The organism is Streptomyces sp. 351MFTsu5.1 (assembly GCF_000383655.1).
In the GTDB taxonomy this organism is placed as follows: Bacteria; Actinomycetota; Actinomycetes; order Streptomycetales; family Streptomycetaceae; genus Streptomyces; species Streptomyces griseorubiginosus.
The window spans coordinates 15,660-32,188 of record NZ_KB911791.1; the positions used below are offsets into that span (position 1 = coordinate 15,660).

Below are 16,529 nucleotides of genomic sequence, written 5' to 3' on the forward strand. Positions count from 1 at the left end.
TGTGTCTACTTCAGCCGGTCGCCCGGCAGTTCACCCGCCGAGACCTCCAGCACGCCCCGCTCGGTCACCAGCCCCGTGACCAGCCGGCCCGGTGTCACGTCGAAGGCCGGGTTGTGGCCGCGCGACTCCGCCGGCGCCGTCCGGATGCCCGCCCACTCCAACACCTCCGACTCGGCGCGGAGTTCGATGTGGATGTCGTCGCCGGTCCCGGTGGCGAGGTCGACCGTGGTGGTCGGAGCCGCCACCAGGAAGGGGATGCCCGCGTCGGCGCAGGCGAGGGCCACGCCCACGGTGCCCACCTTGTTCGCCGTGTCGCCGTTCGCCGCGATGCGGTCCGCTCCGACGATCGCCGCGTCGACCTCACCGCGCAGGATCGTGCCCGCGGCGGCCCCGTCCGCCTGGACGTAGTGCGGGATGCCCTCTTGGACCAACTCCCAGGCGGTGAGCCGGGATCCCTGGAGCAGGGGGCGCGTCTCGTCGGCGTAGACGACCTCCAGGCGCCCGCGCGCGTGGAGTTCGCGGACGACACCCAGGGCCGTGCCCCAGCCCGCGGTGGCCAGCGCTCCCGTGTTGCAGTGGGTGAGGATCCGCAACGGCCGGTCCCCGCCGACCCGTTCGAGCAGCCAGTCGGCGCCGAAGGTGCCCATCGCGCGGTTCGCGGCGACATCCTCGCGCTGGACGGCGGCGGCCTCCTCCAGTACCGCGTCGAGGCCCTCCTCGAAGCGGGTCATGACCCGGTCCACGCAGACCATGAGGTTGACCGCGGTGGGCCGGGCCTCACGGATCCGGGCGACGGCGGCCCGCACCTCGGCCTCCGACCACCCCTTGCGCTCTCCCTCGATGAGGGCGAGCGCGACTCCGTAGCCGCCCGCCGCGCCGATCGCGGGTGCGCCCCGCACCACGAGGCGCTGGATCGCGTCGACCAGGGTGTCCACATCGTGGACATTCATCGACTCGGCGCGTTGCGGCAGCAGCGTCTGGTCTATGAGCGCGAGACCGGATCCGGTCCATTCGACAGCGCGCAGTTCCTGGGGCATTTCGGGACACTCCTGATGTTCCGGTGGCTCTCGCCACCGTACATGACCTGCGCGAACCATAGTTCGAGACAATCGAGCACCTGTCTGGAAACGGGTGTTACAGTCCAGCACCCAGTCCGCAGACCGAGACGAAGGAGGAAGCCCGTGATGCTGACCAAGCGCCGTTTCCTCGACTTCGGCCGGTGTGCCGGCGACGGCTGTCGACGCTGAGCCTCCCCCACCGCCCGTCGCACCGCTCTCTCTCCCTCACCCGCTCACCGCCGAGCGTGGTTCTCGCCGTTCCCCCGGAAGGCCCCCGATGTTCCGCAGAAACCGCCGCACCCTCCAGGTCGCCGCCGCCACCGCCCTCCTGGTCACCGCCGCCACGGCCTGCAACGCGGCCGCCAAGAACGACGCCGCCGGCAGCGCGAGCGGAGGCAGCGGCCCGTCGTTCACCCTGGTCACGCCGGACTCCGTGGGGCAGAACGAGTTCCTGAAGCTCGCCGTCACCGGTGTCCAGGACGCGGCGAAGCAGCACGACGGCACGCAGAAGGTCTACGAGTCCACGGACACCGCCTCCCAGCAGCAGAACGTGCAGGCCGCGGTGGACGCCAAGCCGGACGTCATCGTGCTGGTCGGCTTCGAGTTCGCCGATCTCGTCGCCCAGCAGGCCCGGAAGAACCCCGAGCAGCAGTTCCTGATCATCGACGCCTGCACGACGAAGTCGTTCAAGAACGTCAGCTGCGCGGTCTTCCGTGAGCACGAGGGCGTCTACCTCGCGGGCGCGGAGGCGGGCCTGCTCAGCAAGTCGGGCAAGGTCGGCGCGGTCGACGTCCTCGACACGCCCCAGTTCCGCCGCTACAGCGATCCGTTCGCGGCCGGCGCCAAGGAAGTCGCGCCGAAGACCGCCACCGGCACCCGCTTCGTCGGCGGCCAGTCCCCCTTCGACGACTCGGCCCGCGCCAAGGAGCAGGCGAACACCTTGCTCTCCCAGGGCTACGACCAGCTCATGGCGGCCGCGGCGGCCGGCAACTACGGCGTCTTCGAGGCCGCGAAGGCCAAGGGCGCGTTCGCGTACGGCGTCGACGTCAACCAGTGCCCCTCGGCGCCCGGCACGGTCGTCGACAACGTGGTCAAGCGCACGGACGTCGCCGTCGAGAAGGGCATCGAGTCGGTCCTGGCAGGCAAGACGGGCGCGACCGTGTCGTACGGCCTCAAGGAGGGCGGCATCAGCCTCACCGGCCTGGAGGCGGGCGTCGACTCCTCGAAGTGCGTGATCGCCGACCACAAGGACGTCCTCGCCAAGGTGAAGGCACTGCGCGACCAGATCGTCGCCGGGAAGCTGACGGTCGATGACCCCGCAGCGAGCTGAACCCACCGGGTCGGCGGACGTCGCCGTCGAGCTCCGGGGAATCACCAAGCGGTTCCCCGGCACGCTCGCCAACGACTCCGTCGACCTGACCGTCCGCCGGGGCGAGATCCACGCCCTGATGGGCGAGAACGGCGCGGGCAAGTCCACGCTCATGTCGGTGCTGTACGGCATGGAGGTCCCGGATTCCGGGACCATCCGTATCGACAGGCGGGACGTCACCTTCGGCAGCCCGTCCGACGCGATGGCTGCCGGGCTCGGCATGGTCCACCAGAGCTTCAAGCTGTTCGACTCGCTGACGGTCTCCGAGAACGTCGTCTACGCCGCCGAGCCGCGCCGCTTCGGCCTGGTGGACCGGGCCGCGGCCCGCCGCCGGGTGCGTGCGCTGGCCGAGGAGCACGGCCTGGCCGTGGACCCGGACGCGCGCGTGGGCGACCTTCCCGTCGGCCTGCGCCAGCGGGTGGAGATCCTCAAGCTGCTGCACCGCGGCGCCCGCACCCTGATTCTCGACGAGCCGACCGCGGTGCTCACGCCCTCCGAGGCCGACGCGCTGTTCACCGTGCTCAAGTCCCTGGCCCAGCAGGGCCGTACGGTCATCCTCGTCACGCACAAGCTGCGCGAGGTGCTGGAGGGCAGCGACCGGGTGACCGTGCTGCGGGACGGCCGGGTCGTGGCCCGGCTGGTCACCGCGGAGACGTCCGCCGACGAGATCGCCGCCGCGATGACCGGCCGCGCGGTCGAGCTGGACCGGATCCACGCCGCCGGGACACCGGGCGAGGTGGTGCTGGAGGTGTCCGCGCTGGCGACTTCTGGCGTGCAGGGGGCCGAACTCACCGTCCGCGCGGGCGAGATCGTCGGCATCGCGGGCGTCGCGGGCAACGGACAGAGCGAGCTCGTCGAGGCGCTGGCCGGGCTGCGACCGGTGACGGGCGGGCGGGTGACCCTGCGGGGCGAGGACCTCACCCACGCCTCCGCCACGGAACGCCGCCTCAAGGGCCTGGCATACGTCCCCGAGGACCGGCACGCCGTCGGTACGGCCCCGGCCGCGTCCGTCGCCGACAACCTCGCGATGGGACACCACCGTACGTCCCTGTCGCACCGCGGGCTGCTGCCGCCGGCGTCCGTGCGGGCGCACGCGCGACGACTGGTCAAGCGGTTCGGCATCAAGGCGTCCGCTCCCGAGGTGCCCGCGAGTGCCCTCTCCGGCGGCAACCTCCAGAAGCTGCTGATCGGCCGCGAACTCGCCCATGACGCTCCGCTGTTGCTGGTGGAGCAGCCCACGCGCGGGGTCGACATCGGCGCGATCCAGAACATCCACGACCAGCTGATCGCCTACCGCGACGCCGGTCACGCCGTCCTGCTCGTCTCGGCCGAACTGAGCGAGATCCGGGGGCTCGCCGACCGGGTCCTCGTGATGTACGAGGGCCGGATCACCGCGTCGTACGACAAGTCCGCGGCGGACGAACGGACCTTGGGGCTCGCGATGGCGGGCGGCACGAGCGAGCGAGTGGAAGCCGCCGACTGACATGACCACAGAACGCATAGCAGGAGCCCTGCGCTCCCCCGTCACCTTCTCCGTGCTCGCGGGCGTCCTCATCGGCGCGCTCTTCCTCGTGGGAACCGGCGCGGACCCGATCACGGCGTACGAGGCCGTGCTGACCGGCTCGTTGGGCGCGGACGGCATCGGCTCCACGCTCTCCACCGGCACGAGCGTGCTCGGCATGGCGCTCGCGCTGGCGATCCCGCTGCGCGCCGGGCTGATCAACCTCGGCGGCGACGGGCAGATGGTGCTCGGCGGGATCACCGCCGCCGTCACCGGCCTGTACTCGCCGCTGCCCGCGCCCCTGACGGTCGTCCTCGCCCTGCTCGCCGGGATGGCGGTGGGCGCCGCCTACGCCGCGCTTGCCGCCCTGTGCGAGAACCACCTCGGCGTCCCGCTCCTGGTCAGCAGTCTGCTGCTGAGCTATCCGGCGGTCTCGCTCGCCTCCTACCTGGCCCGCTATCCGCTCAAGGAGCCCGGGTCCAGCCTGCCGCAGACCCGGGCCATGCCCGACGGGGTGGCGCTGCCCGCGTTCGGGGACTCGACGGTGACGATCGGGCTGCTGCTCGTCGTCCTCGCCGCCGCCGCGTACTGGTTCACCGACCAGCGGACCGCCTTCGGGTACGAGATCCGCATGACCGGCCTCAACGCCCGTTTCGCCGCGTACGCCGGTGTCGAACGCCGGGGCCTGACGCTGAAGTTGATGTCGGTCTCGGGTGCGCTCGCCGGACTCGTGGGCGCGATCGGGGTGTTGAGCTTCCCGTACCGCTTCGTCGACGGCTCGCTCACCGCGCCCGGCTACACCTGGACGGGACTCACCGCGGCGCTGCTCGCGACGGCCGCCCCGATCGGCACGGTGATCTCGTCGTTCTTCTTCGCCGTCCTCCAGGTCGGCGGGCTCGCGATGGAGCGGACGACAGAGGTCCCGCGGGAGCTGACACAGGTGCTCCAGGCGATCGTGATCGTGTTCCTCGCGGCCCGACTGCGGTTCCCCGGACGGTGGTTCACCCGCCGCGAGAGTCCCGACCGCCACCAGCCCGAGGAGGCGGTGTGATGTTCTTCGACTCCGATCTGCTCATGTCCGCGCTGCGCGCCCTCACCCCGATCCTGCTGGCCGCCCTCGGCGGCGCGATCTGCGAACGGGCGGGCGTGTTCAACATCGGCCTCGAAGGCATGATGCTGATGGGCTGTTTCACGTCGGTCGCCACCAGCTGGTTCACCGGCAGCGCCTGGCTCGGCGTCCTGGCCGCGGCCCTCGCCGCCGCCGCGTACTCGCTGGTCCTGGCGGTCGGCGCGGTGACGCTGCGCGGGGACGCGGTGGTGCTGGGCGTGGCCATGAATCTCCTGGCCGTCGGCCTGACCGGCTTCCTGCTGCGTACCGTCTTCGGTGTGCAGGGCACTTTCGACGATCCGTCACTGGCCGGACTGCCGCTGGTCGGTGGCTTCACCCCGCTCACCTATCTGTCGTGGGCGGCGGTCGCCGTGGCCGCGGTCCTGCTGTCGCGGCACGTGTGGGGGCTCAGGCTGCGCGGGGTCGGGGAGGCACCGGACGCGGCGGCGACGCTGGGGGTGAGTCCGGCGAGGTACAAGTACGCGGCCGTTCTCCTCTCCGGAGTCCTCTGCGGGCTCGCCGGGGCCCAACTCGCCCTCGGCAACGTCACCTTGTTCACCGAGAACATGACGGCGGGCCGCGGCTGGATCGCCGTCGTCGCGGTCATGCTCGGCCGCGCGGCCCCGGTCGGCGTGCTGCTCGCCGCACTGCTCTTCGGGCTCGCCGAGGCGGCCGGCTTCCGCCTCCAGGGCCTCGGCCTGCCCCAGCAGGCGACCGACGCCGCGCCCTACGTCGTCACGCTCGGCGCCCTGTTCCTCACGACGGCCCGCCGCCGTCGCCGTACTCCTTCTCCCTCCGGAGCCGCCTCATGACCCACGAACAGCCTCTGGACCTGCTGCCCGTCACCCGCATACCCCGCACCGGGCTGCCGGCCCACGCGGTCGTGGTCGGCGACCCGGCCCGCGCGGCCGCCGTCGCCGCGCTGCTCGACGGGGCCGTGGAGGTGTCGTACCACCGCGAATACCGTGTGTTCAGCGGCAGTTGGAAGGGCGTGCCGGTCACCGTCGCCTCGCACGGCGTGGGCGGCCCCGGCGCCGTTCTGCTGTTCCAGGAGCTGGCGGACGCGGGAGTCCGCACCATCCTGCGGTTCGGCACGGCGGGCGCGATGAAGCCCGGCATCGGCGACGGCGACCTCGTCATCGCGGAGGCGGCCGTACGGGACGACGGCGTGACCCAGCAGCTGCTGCCGCCCGAGTACCCGGCGGTCTCGGCACCCGAGGCGGTCCTCGCGCTCCAGCGGGCGGCCCGCGCCACGGGCGCCCCGCACCACCGGGGCATCGTCTGGACCCGGGCCGCCTTCCAGCCCGGCCTCCTCCCGCTCTTCTCCTACGACGGCGCCGGGCTCGCGGCGATCGAGATGGAGCTGTCGGCCCTGCTGGTGACGGCCTCGCTGCGGGGTCTGGTCGCGGGCGGTGTGCTGGTGGTCGACGGGGCGAACGCGGACGAGCTGGTCGACGACGAGGGCACCAGCGTCTACGACCCGCACCGCGAGGTCGTCGCGGCCGGTGTGGAACGGGGCGCGGTGGTCTCGCTGGAGGCGCTGCGGCTCCTCGCGGAGGACAGCCAGGAGGGGAACGCGCTGTGACCGTCGACCTGTTGGTGCACGGCGGTGCCGTCCTGACGGTCGACGAGCAGGGGACCGTGGTTCACAACGGTGCCGTCGCCGTGCACGAGGGCGAGATAGTGGCCGTCGGTCGGGCGGAAGAGCTGTGTACCCGGTTCACAGCCGACGAGTCCATCGACGCGGGTGGCTGTCTCGTCCTGCCGGGGCTTGTGAACACGCACACCCACCTGGCGATGACCTTGCTGCGCGGCCGCGCCGACGACGTGACCCTCCAGGGGTTCCTGGAGCGGGTGCTGCCCGCGGAGGCCGAGCTGCTCGCGCCGAAGAACGTGGCGGCGGCCGTGCGGCTGGCGATCGCCGAGAGCGTGCGGGCCGGGGTGACCTCCGCGCTCGACATGTACTGGTTCCACGAGGCGGCCGAGCGGGTCGCCCGGGAGGCGGGCTGGCGGCTGCACTCCGGCCCCACCTTCATGGACGTGCCGGAGCCGCCGGACGGCCGCACGTACGAGGAGCGGCTCGGGTGGGCCCGGCGGGACCTGGAGGCACGCGGCGCGGCACGGCCCGGCCGCCGTCCCGTCGTCTTCGCGCACTCCGCCTACACGCTCTCGCCGGACCAACTCAGCGAGATCGCCGCCCTTGCCCGGGAGTTCGGGGCGCTGCTGCACATCCACGCGGCGGAGAACGCCACCGAGGTCGCCACCGTCGAGGTGCGGTACGGCAAACGGCCCGTCGAGCTGCTGGACTCGCTGGGTGTCCTCGGCCCGGACCTGCTGCTTGCCCACACCGTCGACCTCACCGGCCCGGAGATCGCGGCGCTGGCCCGTACCGGTACCTCGGTCGCCCACTGTCCGGTCTCGAACCTGAAGCTGGGCTGCGGGATCGCGCCGGTGCCCCGGCTGCTGAGCGCCGGGGTGACCGTCGGGCTGGGCACGGACGGGGCCGTCAGCTCCAACTCGCTCGACGTGCTCGGGGCCGTACGGCAGGCGGCGCTGGTGCACAAGGCGGACGGCGACCCGACGGCGGTCGGTGCCGAGCAGGCCGTACGCATGGCGACGATCGAGGGCGCGCGGGCGCTGGGTCTCGCGGAGCATCTGGGGTCCCTCGAGGCCGGCAAACGCGCCGACCTGATCGTGCTTGACCTGGACGCCCCGCATCTGCGGCCGCTGCACGACCCGTGGTCGACGCTGGCGTACGCGGCGCACTCGGCCGACGTGCGGGACACCGTCGTGGACGGGCGGGTGCTGATGCGGGACCGTGAGCTGCGCACGCTGGACGAGCGGACCGTGATCGCGGATCTGGAGGTGCTCGTCTGAGCAGGCCGCATAATGTGCTGAGACATCGGACGTCTCAGCACAGTGCGGGGCGGAGAAGGGGGCCTGTCATGGCTGTCACCGACGAGGCGATCGAGAAGATCAAGGACATGATCGTCTCCGGCGCGCTGCGCCCCGGCGACCGGCTCCCGAAGGAGAGCGAACTCGCCGCCGACCTGGGGCTGTCCCGCAACTCGCTGCGCGAGGCGGTCCGTGCGCTGTCGCTCATCCGGATCCTGGACGTCCGGCAGGGCGACGGAACCTATGTGACCAGCCTGGATCCGCAACTCCTGCTGGAGGCGCTGAGCTTCGTCGTGGACTTCCACCGCGACGACACGGTCCTGGAGTTCCTGGCCGTGCGGCGCATCCTGGAGCCGGCCGCCACGGCGATGGCCGCCTCCCGGATCAGCGAGCAGCAACTGGACGCACTGGGCGCCCAGTTGGACAAGCTCGGCGACAGCCCGTCGGTGGAGGAGCTGGTCGCCTCCGACCTCGACTTCCACCGCGGGATCGTGCAGAGCTCCGGCAACTCCGTGCTCTGCTCGCTCATGGACGGGCTGTCCGGGCCCACCACCCGGGCGCGGATCTGGCGCGGGCTGACCCAGGAGGACGCGGTCAGCCGCACCCTGCACGAGCACCGGGCGATCCTCGCGGCCCTGCGCGACCGGGACACCGAGGCGGCCCGCTCCTGGGCGACGGTGCACATCGCGAGCGTGGAGCAGTGGTTGCGCTCCTCTCTGTGAGAAGCCGGTGTGAGGCCGCTCTGTGAGAAGCCTGTGTGAAGCCGCCGATCAGCACCGGAACGGGGGGTGTCCCGGGGTGGCGGACGGGGCAGTGATCCGTTCACTCCCCCGTGCAAGGGGGCTGCGGGCGCCCCCGCCCGACGCCGTAAGGTTGGTGCGTTAAGCGAGGGCACGTCGGAAGGAGGCGCTGGGTGATCGAGCTCGAGGGGGTTCCCGAGCTGATCGACCCGGTCATGGTGGCCGCGTTCGAGGGCTGGAACGACGCCGGCGACGCCGCCTCCACCGCGGTCGCGCATCTGGACAGGGAGTGGAAGGGCGAAGTGTTCGCGGCGCTCGACGCCGAGGACTACTACGACTTCCAGGTGAACCGCCCCACGGTGTGGCTGGACGGCGGAGTGCGCAAGATCACGTGGCCGACGACAAGGTTGTCCGTGGTCCGTGTCGGCGGTGAGAAGCCGCGCGATCTCGTACTGGTCCGAGGTATCGAACCCTCGATGCGGTGGCGGTCGTTCTGCAACGAGTTGCTGGGCTTCGCCCACGAACTCGGCGTGGAGCTGGTGGTGATCCTGGGCGCGCTGCTCGGCGACACCCCGCACACCCGTCCGGTGCCGATCAGCGGGACCACGTCCGATCCGGACCTGGCCCAGCGGATGGACCTGGAGGAGACCAAGTACGAGGGCCCCACGGGCATCGTCGGGATCCTCCAGGAGGCCTGCACCCACGCGGGCGTGCCCGCGGTGTCCCTGTGGGCCGCCGTACCGCACTACGTCTCGCAGCCGCCGAACCCGAAGGCGACGCTGGCCCTCCTGAACCGTCTGGAGGACCTGATCGACGTACGGATCCCGCTGGGCGAGCTGGCCGAGGACGCGCGCGCCTGGCAGGTGGGCGTGGACCAGCTGGCCGCCGAGGACAGCGAGGTCGCCGAGTACGTCCAGACGCTGGAGGAGGCCCGGGACACCGCGGAGCTGCCGGAGGCCTCGGGCGAGGCGATCGCCCGGGAGTTCGAGCGGTATCTGCGGCGCCGGGACGGCGGCCAGCCGGGTCAGCCGGGCGGGCACGCGACCGCGGACGGCAGTGACAGCACGGCCTATCTGCGGGACAGCCCCGGCCGCACGAGGCCGCCCAAGCCGCCGAAGCCGGAGACGGAGACGGAGACCGGGGCTGAGGCCGACCGGGACACCGACGCGGGGGCCGAGCCGGACGACGGGGACTCGCCGTCGCAGGGCTGATCCGGTGAGGGCGGTGCGCGGAATGCCGCGCACCGCCCTTGGCCGTGTCAGACCTGGTCCACCGCCACCACGTCGTACTCGGTGGTCGGCGTCGGCTCCGTGTCGAAGCGCGCGTTGGGCAGATACAGGCGGCTGCCCCAGGCGGCGACCGTGGTCGGGATGCGGAAGCGCGGGTCGGTGATGCGGGTGACGACGGTGCCCCGGGTGCCGGAGTCGTTCAGCCGGAACACGTCGATCGCGTTCTGCTGCTGCTGGACGGCGTAGAGGATCCGGCCGAGCAGCAACAGGCCGTCTCCGTTGGGGAGTTTGGCGCCGCCCAGGTCGACCGCGCGGGCGGCGCCGGTGCGCGGGTCGACCCGCATGAGGCCGCCGCCGTTCGCGAAGGCGTTCACCAGCAGCAGCGCGCGGCCGTCGGGCGTGCGCTCGATGCCGTTGGCGGTGAAGTCGGGCCCCTGCTGCCAGTCGCCGGTCAGCGGTACGGTCTCCACCGCGCCCTTGGCCAGCCGGTAGAGCACCGGCTTGAAGGAGTCGGTGAACCAGGCGGCGCCCGGGGTGAGGATCACGTCGTTCACGAAGGTGCCGCCGGTGGCGTGCACCTGCTCGGTCTCGCCGGTGCGGGCGTCGGCGACCCGGATCTCGGCGCTGTCGCCGCCGGCGAGGAAGAGCGTGCCGTGCCGGTCGATCTTGAGGCCCACGGTGGGGCGGCCGGAGCCCTTCACGACGACCGAGCCACGGCCGGTGGCCAGGCTCGCCCGGTAGACGTCGCCGTTCGCGAGAGATCCGAAGTAGGCGTACGGCTTCGAGCCGATGGTGATGCCCTCGGGCTGGAAGCCGTCGGGGAGGGGGAACTGCGCGGGCCACGGGGCGTGCCGGGTGCCGGCGGCCTGTGCGGTGCCGCCGAGCAGGGCCGTACCGGTCAGCGCGGCGGTCGTGGTCAGGAGTGTGCGACGTGCGAAGGAACGGTCTGCGGGCACCACGGTGCGTCCTTCCGCAAGGGGGCCGGCGCGGGGCCGGCCGAACGGGTGAGCGAAGCTCCCACCCCATCACATGGCGGCCGCCTCCACAGTGATCCCGCGTTTCTGGTAGGGATCCGACAGGTGGCGGGGCGCCCCCGCGGCGGGAGCGCCCCTCCGTCCAGTTGCTTCTAGAGGGCCACGCCCAGGAGGGCGTCCACCGCACGTGTCACCACACCGGGCGCGCCCGCGTCGGTGCCGCCCTGCTCCTGCTGCACGGCGGCCCAGCGGTCGACGGCGAGGAGCGCGGCGGGGGCGTCCAGGTCGTTCGAGAGGGCCTCGCGGATCTCCTCGACGAGCGCCTCGGCGGACGGTCCGTCGGGCCGGGAGACGGCGGCACGCCAGCGCCCGAGCCGGTCCACGGCGTCCTCAAGGACCTGGTCGGTCCACTCCCAGTCGGCGCGGTAGTGGTGGGCGAGCAGCGCCAGTCGGATGGCGGCGGGGTCGACGCCCTCGCGCCGCAGCTGCGACACGAAGACCAGGTTGCCCTTGGACTTGGACATCTTCTCGCCGTCCAGGGCGACCATGCCGGCGTGGACGTACGCCTTGGCCATGGGGAACTCGCCGGTGAGCACCTGGGCGTGGGAAGCGCCCATCTCGTGGTGCGGGAAGGCGAGGTCGGAGCCGCCGCCCTGGACGTCGAAGGTCATGCCGAGGTGGTCGAGGGCGATGGCGACGCACTCGATGTGCCAGCCGGGGCGCCCGCGGCCCAGGGAGCCGCCGTCCCAGCTGGGCTCGCCGTCACGGGCGGCCATCCACAGCATCGGGTCGAGGGGGTTCTTCTTGCCCGGCCGGTCCGGGTCGCCGCCGCGCTCGGCGGACAGCAGGCGCATCGCCGCCGCGTCGAGGTTCGAGACCTTGCCGAAGTTCGGGTCGGACTCGACGGAGAAGTAGGTGTCCCCGTCGAGTTCGTAGGCGGCACCGGCGTCCCGCAGGCGCTCGACGAGCGGGACGATCCCGGGTATCGCCTCGACCGCGCCGATGTAGTGCCGCGGGGGCAGCATGCGCAGGGCGGTCATGTCCTCGCGGAAGAGAGCCGTCTCCTTCTCGGCGAGGGCGGCCCAGTCGACGCTGTCCCGCTCGGCCCGCTCCAGGAGCGGGTCGTCGATGTCGGTGACGTTCTGGACGTAGTGAACCTGGCGCTTGGTGTCGAGCCACACGCGCTGCACGAGGTCGAACGCGTTGTAGGTCGCCGCGTGCCCCATGTGGGTGGCGTCGTACGGCGTGATGCCGCAGACGTAGAGACGGGCGACGGGACCGGGGTCAAGGGAGACCAAGCCACCGGTCGCGGTGTCGTGGATCCTCAGGTCGCGGCCCTGACCAGGCAGGGCGGGGACCTCGGAAGCGGGCCAGGCATGCATGTCATGAGCCTAACCGGACGGATGTTCCGTATACGAACCGGACCGGGCCGGATGGCCGGTAAGGCCTTCTTGCGCGGTACGGCCCCGTGTGCAGTGTGCCGCTAGACGGGCGGCCAGGGAATGGCGGGCCACTCTCCGCTCGGCTCGGGGTGCCTCCCGGTCTCCAGCAGCGCGTCGACACGCGCGCGCGTGGCGTCCAGTTCGGCGGGGGTGATCAGGCCGGCCAGCCGGGCGGCGAGCTGTCCCGCGAGGGCGTCCTTGAGGCCCTTCAGCACCTCGACCGCCTCCCCCGTCAGGGGCTCCCCCGCCCAGCCCCACAGCAGGGTCCGCAGCTTGTTCTCGGCGTTGAAGGTCACGCCGTGGTCGATGCCGTAGAGGCGGCCGCCCTCCGCGGGCAGCAGATGGCCACCCTTGCGGTCGGCGTTGTTGATCACTGCGTCCAGGACGGCCAGCCGGCGCAGCCGCTCGTCGTCGGCGTGCACCAGCAGTGCGGTCCGTCCCTCGCCGACCTCGGCGAAGCCGATGGCCTTCCAGCCCGGCTCGGGCTCCTCGGCGTCGACCAGGGCGAGCAGCTCGCTGCCCGGGGCGCCCTCGACCCACAGCTGGCACATGCCCTCGCCGTAGGGCCCGTCGCGCAGCACCGTGGGCGGGACGAGCCCCCAGCCGGTCGCCTCGGACACCTCGTACGCGGCGACCTCGCGCTGGGCGAGAGTGCCGTCGGGGAAGTCCCACAGGGGGCGCTCGCCGCGCACCGGCTTGTAGACGCAGAGGACCTCCTGGCCCTCGTACGAGACGGAGCACTGGAGCACCGCGTTGGAGGCGTCCCGGATCTGCCCGCGTACCGTCAGCTCACCGCGGGTGAGCACCTCTGCCGTGGTCACGCTCCGCGGCGGTATCCGTTCTGGCGCGGACATACGTGTCCTTCCGGGTCGAGCGGGAGACTGCACAGCGGACACGGCGGCCGCCCGGCGTTGACGACCTCCAGGGCGCGCTTGGCGAAGGCTCTGGCCTGCGCGCCGGTGAGCCGGACCCGCAGCATCGGGGGGCCGTTCTCCTCGTCCTGGAGGAGCCGTTCCTCGGCCTCGGCGAGGTCCTCCTCGGAGTCGGCCTCCAGCTCGACGAGGGCCTGCGCCTCGACGATCATGCGCTGTTCCTCGCCGTCCCAGGCCAGCGCCATGGTGCCGACCCGGAACTCCTCCTCGACGGGGGTGTCGAGGGGCGCCGTGTCGGCTACGTCCGTGGGCGGCACGGCCGGCACGGGGGCGCTGCCGCCGCTGCGGCGCACGACCTCGTCGAGGAGTTCGTCCATCCGCTCGGCGAGGGCGGCCACCTGCGTCTTCTCCAGGGCCACGCTGGTCACTCGGGGGCCGGCCGTGGCCTGGAGGAAGAACGTACGGCGCCCGGGCAGTCCGACCGTGCCGGCCACGAAGCGGTCCGGCGGGTCAAAGAGGAACACCTGACGGGACACGTCCTGTCTCCATGGGATTCGTGAGTACGGGAACGACGGGAACGGGTGGGGACGTCCATGCGTGAACGCGCGTGTGTGAACCGCTTCACCCTACTGCGCCCGGCGATCACGGTGCGCCCGCACCACCACCGACCGGGGCGTCGCCTCCGGCCGTCTCCTCGCGCGGCATCAGGGACGCGAAGTCACCGGTGTCGCCGAGACGGACAAGGAACGGCCGCAGTCGTGTGTAGCGGATGACCGTGAGGGAACAGGGTTCGACGGAGATCCTCTGGAAGAGGTCCAGATGAAGCCCGAGTGCGTCCGCCACGAGCGACTTGATGATGTCTCCGTGCGAGCACATCAGGTAGACGGCGTCGGCGCCGTGATCACGCTCCACGCGCGCGTTCCACTCCCGTACGGCCTCCGCCGCCCGGGTCTGCATCGCCCGCATGGACTCGCCGCCGGGGAACGCGGCCGCCGAGGGGTGGGCCTGGACGACCTCCATGAGGGGCTCGTCCATGAGCTCGGCGAGCTTGCGGCCGGACCAGTCGCCGTAGTGGCACTCACCGATGCGCTCCTCGCTGTGCACGGGGAGGCCGGGCCGGGCGTCGAGCAGTGGCTGGACCGTCTCCTGGCAGCGCTGGAGGGGACTGACGACGACCTCGGAGACCGGCACGCCGTCGAGCCGGCCGGGCAGCGCGGCGGCCTGTGCGGCGCCGCGCTCGTCCAGGGCGACCCCGGGCGTCCACCCGGCGAGCAGCCCCTCGGTGTTCGCGGTGGACCGTCCGTGCCTGACAAGGATCAACGTGGGCATGCGGCAAGGGTAGGCGTACGCCGTCATGCCATGTCTTTCGAGCGACGGGAGAATACCCTCCGTGATCGTCGACTGTGCCATCTACCGGGAGGGACACCGGACCGATGGACCTGAGGACCTGTCGGACGCGCTGGACGAGGCGCGATCGGCGGGCGGGTTCGTGTGGATCGGGTTGCACGAGCCGTCGGAGAACGAGTTCGAACTGGTCACCAAGGAGTTCGGACTGCATCCGCTGGCCGTGGAGGACGCCCTCAAAGCTCATCAGCGCCCCAAACTGGAGGTGTACGACGACTCGCTGTTCGTCGTTCTCAAGCCGGTCGTGTACGAGCCGGACAGCGATGCCGTCTCCACCGGCGAGGTGATGCTCTTCCTCGGTGACGCCTTCGTGGTGACGGTCCGTCATGGCGTGGGCTCGCCGTTGAAGGCCGTCCGTGAGCGTCTGGAGCGGGAGCCGAAGCTGCTCGGCAAGGGACCCACCGCGGTGCTGTACGCCGTCGCCGACGCCGTCGTGGACCACTACCTGGAGGTGTCGACGGAGCTCGGCACCGACCTGGAGGAGCTGGAGGCGGAGGTCTTCTCGCCGGACGGCGGCGGTTCCCGGGGCACCGCGTCGCGGATCTACACCTTCAAGCGGCAGGTCCTGGAGTTCCGCCGGGCCACGGTCCCGCTCTCGATGCCGATGACAAGGCTCGCGGGGGTGGGGTCGTCCGGCGGCACGGTGCCGTTCGTGAACGACCGGGCACGGCCCTTCTTCCGGGACGTCAACGACCATCTCGTGCGCGTGAACGAGTCCGTGGAGGGCCTGGACCGGCTGGTGTCGGACGTGCTGTCGGCGCATCTCGCGCAGATGAGCGTGCGGCAGAACGACGACATGCGGAAGATCTCCGCGTGGGCTGCCATGGCCGCGGTCCCCACGATGATCGCGGGGATCTACGGCATGAACTTCGACCACATGCCGGAGCTGCACTGGGTGTGGTCGTATCCGGCGGTCATCGTGGTGATGGCGGTCCTGGAGGTGCTGCTGTACCGGACGTTCAAGCGCCGGGGATGGCTGTAGGAGCCGCTACGGCGGTCCGTCGGCGTCCTGGGTTCCTCAGGCGAACTCGGGCGCCGCGGAGGCCGGGCCGCCGAGGGCGTCGCGGCGTTCCGGCATCCGCAGGGAGACCATGCGGCGCCAGCCGGCGGCGCGCTCGTAGGCGTAGACGGCGTGGATGCCCGCGGCGAGCACGGCGGACTTCGCGCGCGACCAGCCGAGGATGCGGCCCATGTGGGCCATCACGGCGAGGCTGACGTCCCGGTAGACGCGGATCTCGGCCAGGGCGCACTCCCGGAGCGTGCGCTGGATGGCACGACCGTGGCCGGCGCGGGCGAAGCGGAGCAGTTCCTCGTGGCAGTAGGCGAGGTGGTTGTCCTCGTCCGCCGAGATCATCCGCACCGCGCGGCCGAGTTCGGGATGGTCGGCGAAGTGCTTGCGCAGCAGGTCCATCTGCTCGGAGGCCCGCTGCTCGGTGACCCTGCTGTGCGCGAGGTAGGTGACGATGTCCTGCACGCTGAGCGGTTCGTCGCTCTTGAGCTTGTCGTGGGCGAGGCCGATGCCGTGCCGCTCCAGGAGCATCGTGTAGTCCGTCTCCGGGGGGACCGGAACGGGTTCGAGCCTGCGCTTCTTCATCAGGGCGTTGAAGATCCGTCCGTGTTTGTCCTCGTCCGCCCCGTGCCGGGTGATCTTGGGGGCGAGGTCGCGTTCGCCGGGCGGCACGAGGGCGGCGATGCGGGCGTTCTCCCAGCCGCCCTGGGACTCTCCGCTGGCCGCGATGGAGCAGAACAGCCGGAAGGACTCGTCGTCGTCGAGGATCTCCTGGAACAGACTCTTGGCCGAAAGCATCGTGGGGCACCTCTCTGCCGAACTCCGCGGCAATCCGCAAAGAACGAGTCAAATGCGGCGTGAAGGGTGCCGCAACAGCTGTGTCGGACAACTCCGCCAAAAGGAGGACCAGCGGGGTCACCCCAGGGGC

Annotated in this window: 16 protein-coding genes; 9 read left to right on the forward strand and 7 right to left on the reverse strand. The window is 71.7% G+C overall.

Annotated elements, in window-relative coordinates:
* Nucleotides 1-5: 5 nt before the first annotated feature.
* The gene (mtnA, locus tag H295_RS0131220) at nucleotides 6-1,037 is read right to left on the reverse strand and encodes an S-methyl-5-thioribose-1-phosphate isomerase (protein WP_020139275.1); all 1,032 of its coding nucleotides are present in this window, start codon (nucleotides 1,035-1,037) and stop codon (nucleotides 6-8) included.
* 298 nt (nucleotides 1,038-1,335) lie between these two features.
* On the opposite strand from mtnA, the gene H295_RS0131225 reads away from it, so the two are divergent.
* The 8 genes from H295_RS0131225 to H295_RS43745 all read left to right on the forward strand — a co-directional run bounded on the left by H295_RS0131225 (nucleotide 1,336) and on the right by H295_RS43745 (nucleotide 9,882).
* Nucleotides 1,336-2,388: a BMP family ABC transporter substrate-binding protein gene (locus H295_RS0131225; protein WP_020139276.1), complete on the forward strand. Its 1,053-nt coding sequence runs from the start codon at nucleotides 1,336-1,338 to the stop codon at nucleotides 2,386-2,388.
* Entirely contained in the window at nucleotides 2,369-3,910 is a 1,542-nt protein-coding gene (locus H295_RS0131230; RefSeq protein ID WP_020139277.1) for an ABC transporter ATP-binding protein, read from the forward strand. Before H295_RS0131225 ends, H295_RS0131230 begins: the two co-directional genes overlap by 20 nt.
* Before the next feature lies 1 nt (nucleotide 3,911).
* Nucleotides 3,912-4,979, forward strand: coding sequence for an ABC transporter permease (locus H295_RS43740; RefSeq protein ID WP_043218261.1), 1,068 nt, complete (start codon nucleotides 3,912-3,914; stop codon nucleotides 4,977-4,979).
* On the forward strand, nucleotides 4,979-5,848 hold the full coding sequence (locus H295_RS0131240; RefSeq protein ID WP_020139279.1) for an ABC transporter permease: 870 nt from the start codon (nucleotides 4,979-4,981) through the stop codon (nucleotides 5,846-5,848). Before H295_RS43740 ends, H295_RS0131240 begins: the two co-directional genes overlap by 1 nt.
* A complete protein-coding gene (locus H295_RS0131245) occupies nucleotides 5,845-6,621 on the forward strand; it encodes a nucleoside phosphorylase (protein WP_020139280.1) in 777 nt (258 codons plus the stop codon). Before H295_RS0131240 ends, H295_RS0131245 begins: the two co-directional genes overlap by 4 nt.
* Nucleotides 6,618-7,913 (forward strand): amidohydrolase, encoded by a 1,296-nt coding sequence (locus H295_RS0131250; RefSeq protein ID WP_020139281.1) that lies wholly within the window; start codon nucleotides 6,618-6,620, stop codon nucleotides 7,911-7,913. The genes H295_RS0131245 and H295_RS0131250 overlap by 4 nt, the downstream gene beginning before the upstream one ends.
* Nucleotides 7,914-7,981: 68 nt before the next feature.
* Entirely contained in the window at nucleotides 7,982-8,653 is a 672-nt protein-coding gene (locus H295_RS0131255) for a FadR/GntR family transcriptional regulator (RefSeq protein ID WP_020139282.1), read from the forward strand.
* Nucleotides 8,654-8,844: 191 nt separating this feature from the next.
* Complete coding sequence (locus tag H295_RS43745; protein ID WP_020139283.1) at nucleotides 8,845-9,882, forward strand: PAC2 family protein; 1,038 nt, start codon at nucleotides 8,845-8,847, stop codon at nucleotides 9,880-9,882.
* Between the two features lie 47 nt (nucleotides 9,883-9,929).
* On the opposite strand, the gene H295_RS0131265 is transcribed toward H295_RS43745, so the two are convergent.
* The 5 genes from H295_RS0131265 to H295_RS0131285 form a co-directional block, all read right to left on the reverse strand.
* Complete coding sequence (locus tag H295_RS0131265; RefSeq protein ID WP_020139284.1) at nucleotides 9,930-10,859, reverse strand: SMP-30/gluconolactonase/LRE family protein; 930 nt, start codon at nucleotides 10,857-10,859, stop codon at nucleotides 9,930-9,932.
* A 167-nt stretch (nucleotides 10,860-11,026) separates the two neighbouring features.
* On the reverse strand, nucleotides 11,027-12,256 hold the full coding sequence (gene mshC / locus H295_RS0131270; protein WP_020139285.1) for a cysteine--1-D-myo-inosityl 2-amino-2-deoxy-alpha-D-glucopyranoside ligase: 1,230 nt from the start codon (nucleotides 12,254-12,256) through the stop codon (nucleotides 11,027-11,029).
* Between the two features lie 101 nt (nucleotides 12,257-12,357).
* Nucleotides 12,358-13,170, reverse strand: coding sequence for an SCO1664 family protein (locus H295_RS0131275; RefSeq protein ID WP_199788638.1), 813 nt, complete (start codon nucleotides 13,168-13,170; stop codon nucleotides 12,358-12,360).
* Nucleotides 13,134-13,724: a DUF3090 domain-containing protein gene (locus tag H295_RS0131280; RefSeq protein WP_020139287.1), complete on the reverse strand. Its 591-nt coding sequence runs from the start codon at nucleotides 13,722-13,724 to the stop codon at nucleotides 13,134-13,136. Before H295_RS0131280 ends, H295_RS0131275 begins: the two co-directional genes overlap by 37 nt.
* A gap of 106 nt (nucleotides 13,725-13,830) precedes the next feature.
* Entirely contained in the window at nucleotides 13,831-14,517 is a 687-nt protein-coding gene (locus H295_RS0131285; RefSeq protein ID WP_028809915.1) for a histidine phosphatase family protein, read from the reverse strand.
* Nucleotides 14,518-14,578: 61 nt separating this feature from the next.
* Between H295_RS0131285 and corA the strand changes: the two genes are divergently transcribed.
* Nucleotides 14,579-15,574 carry a magnesium/cobalt transporter CorA gene (gene corA / locus H295_RS0131290; RefSeq protein ID WP_020139289.1) on the forward strand — a complete coding sequence of 332 codons (996 nt, stop codon included), beginning with the start codon at nucleotides 14,579-14,581 and terminating at the stop codon, nucleotides 15,572-15,574.
* A gap of 36 nt (nucleotides 15,575-15,610) precedes the next feature.
* On the opposite strand, the gene H295_RS0131295 is transcribed toward corA, so the two are convergent.
* The gene (locus tag H295_RS0131295) at nucleotides 15,611-16,399 is read right to left on the reverse strand and encodes a hypothetical protein (protein WP_020139290.1); all 789 of its coding nucleotides are present in this window, start codon (nucleotides 16,397-16,399) and stop codon (nucleotides 15,611-15,613) included.
* Nucleotides 16,400-16,529: the final 130 nt, after the last annotated feature.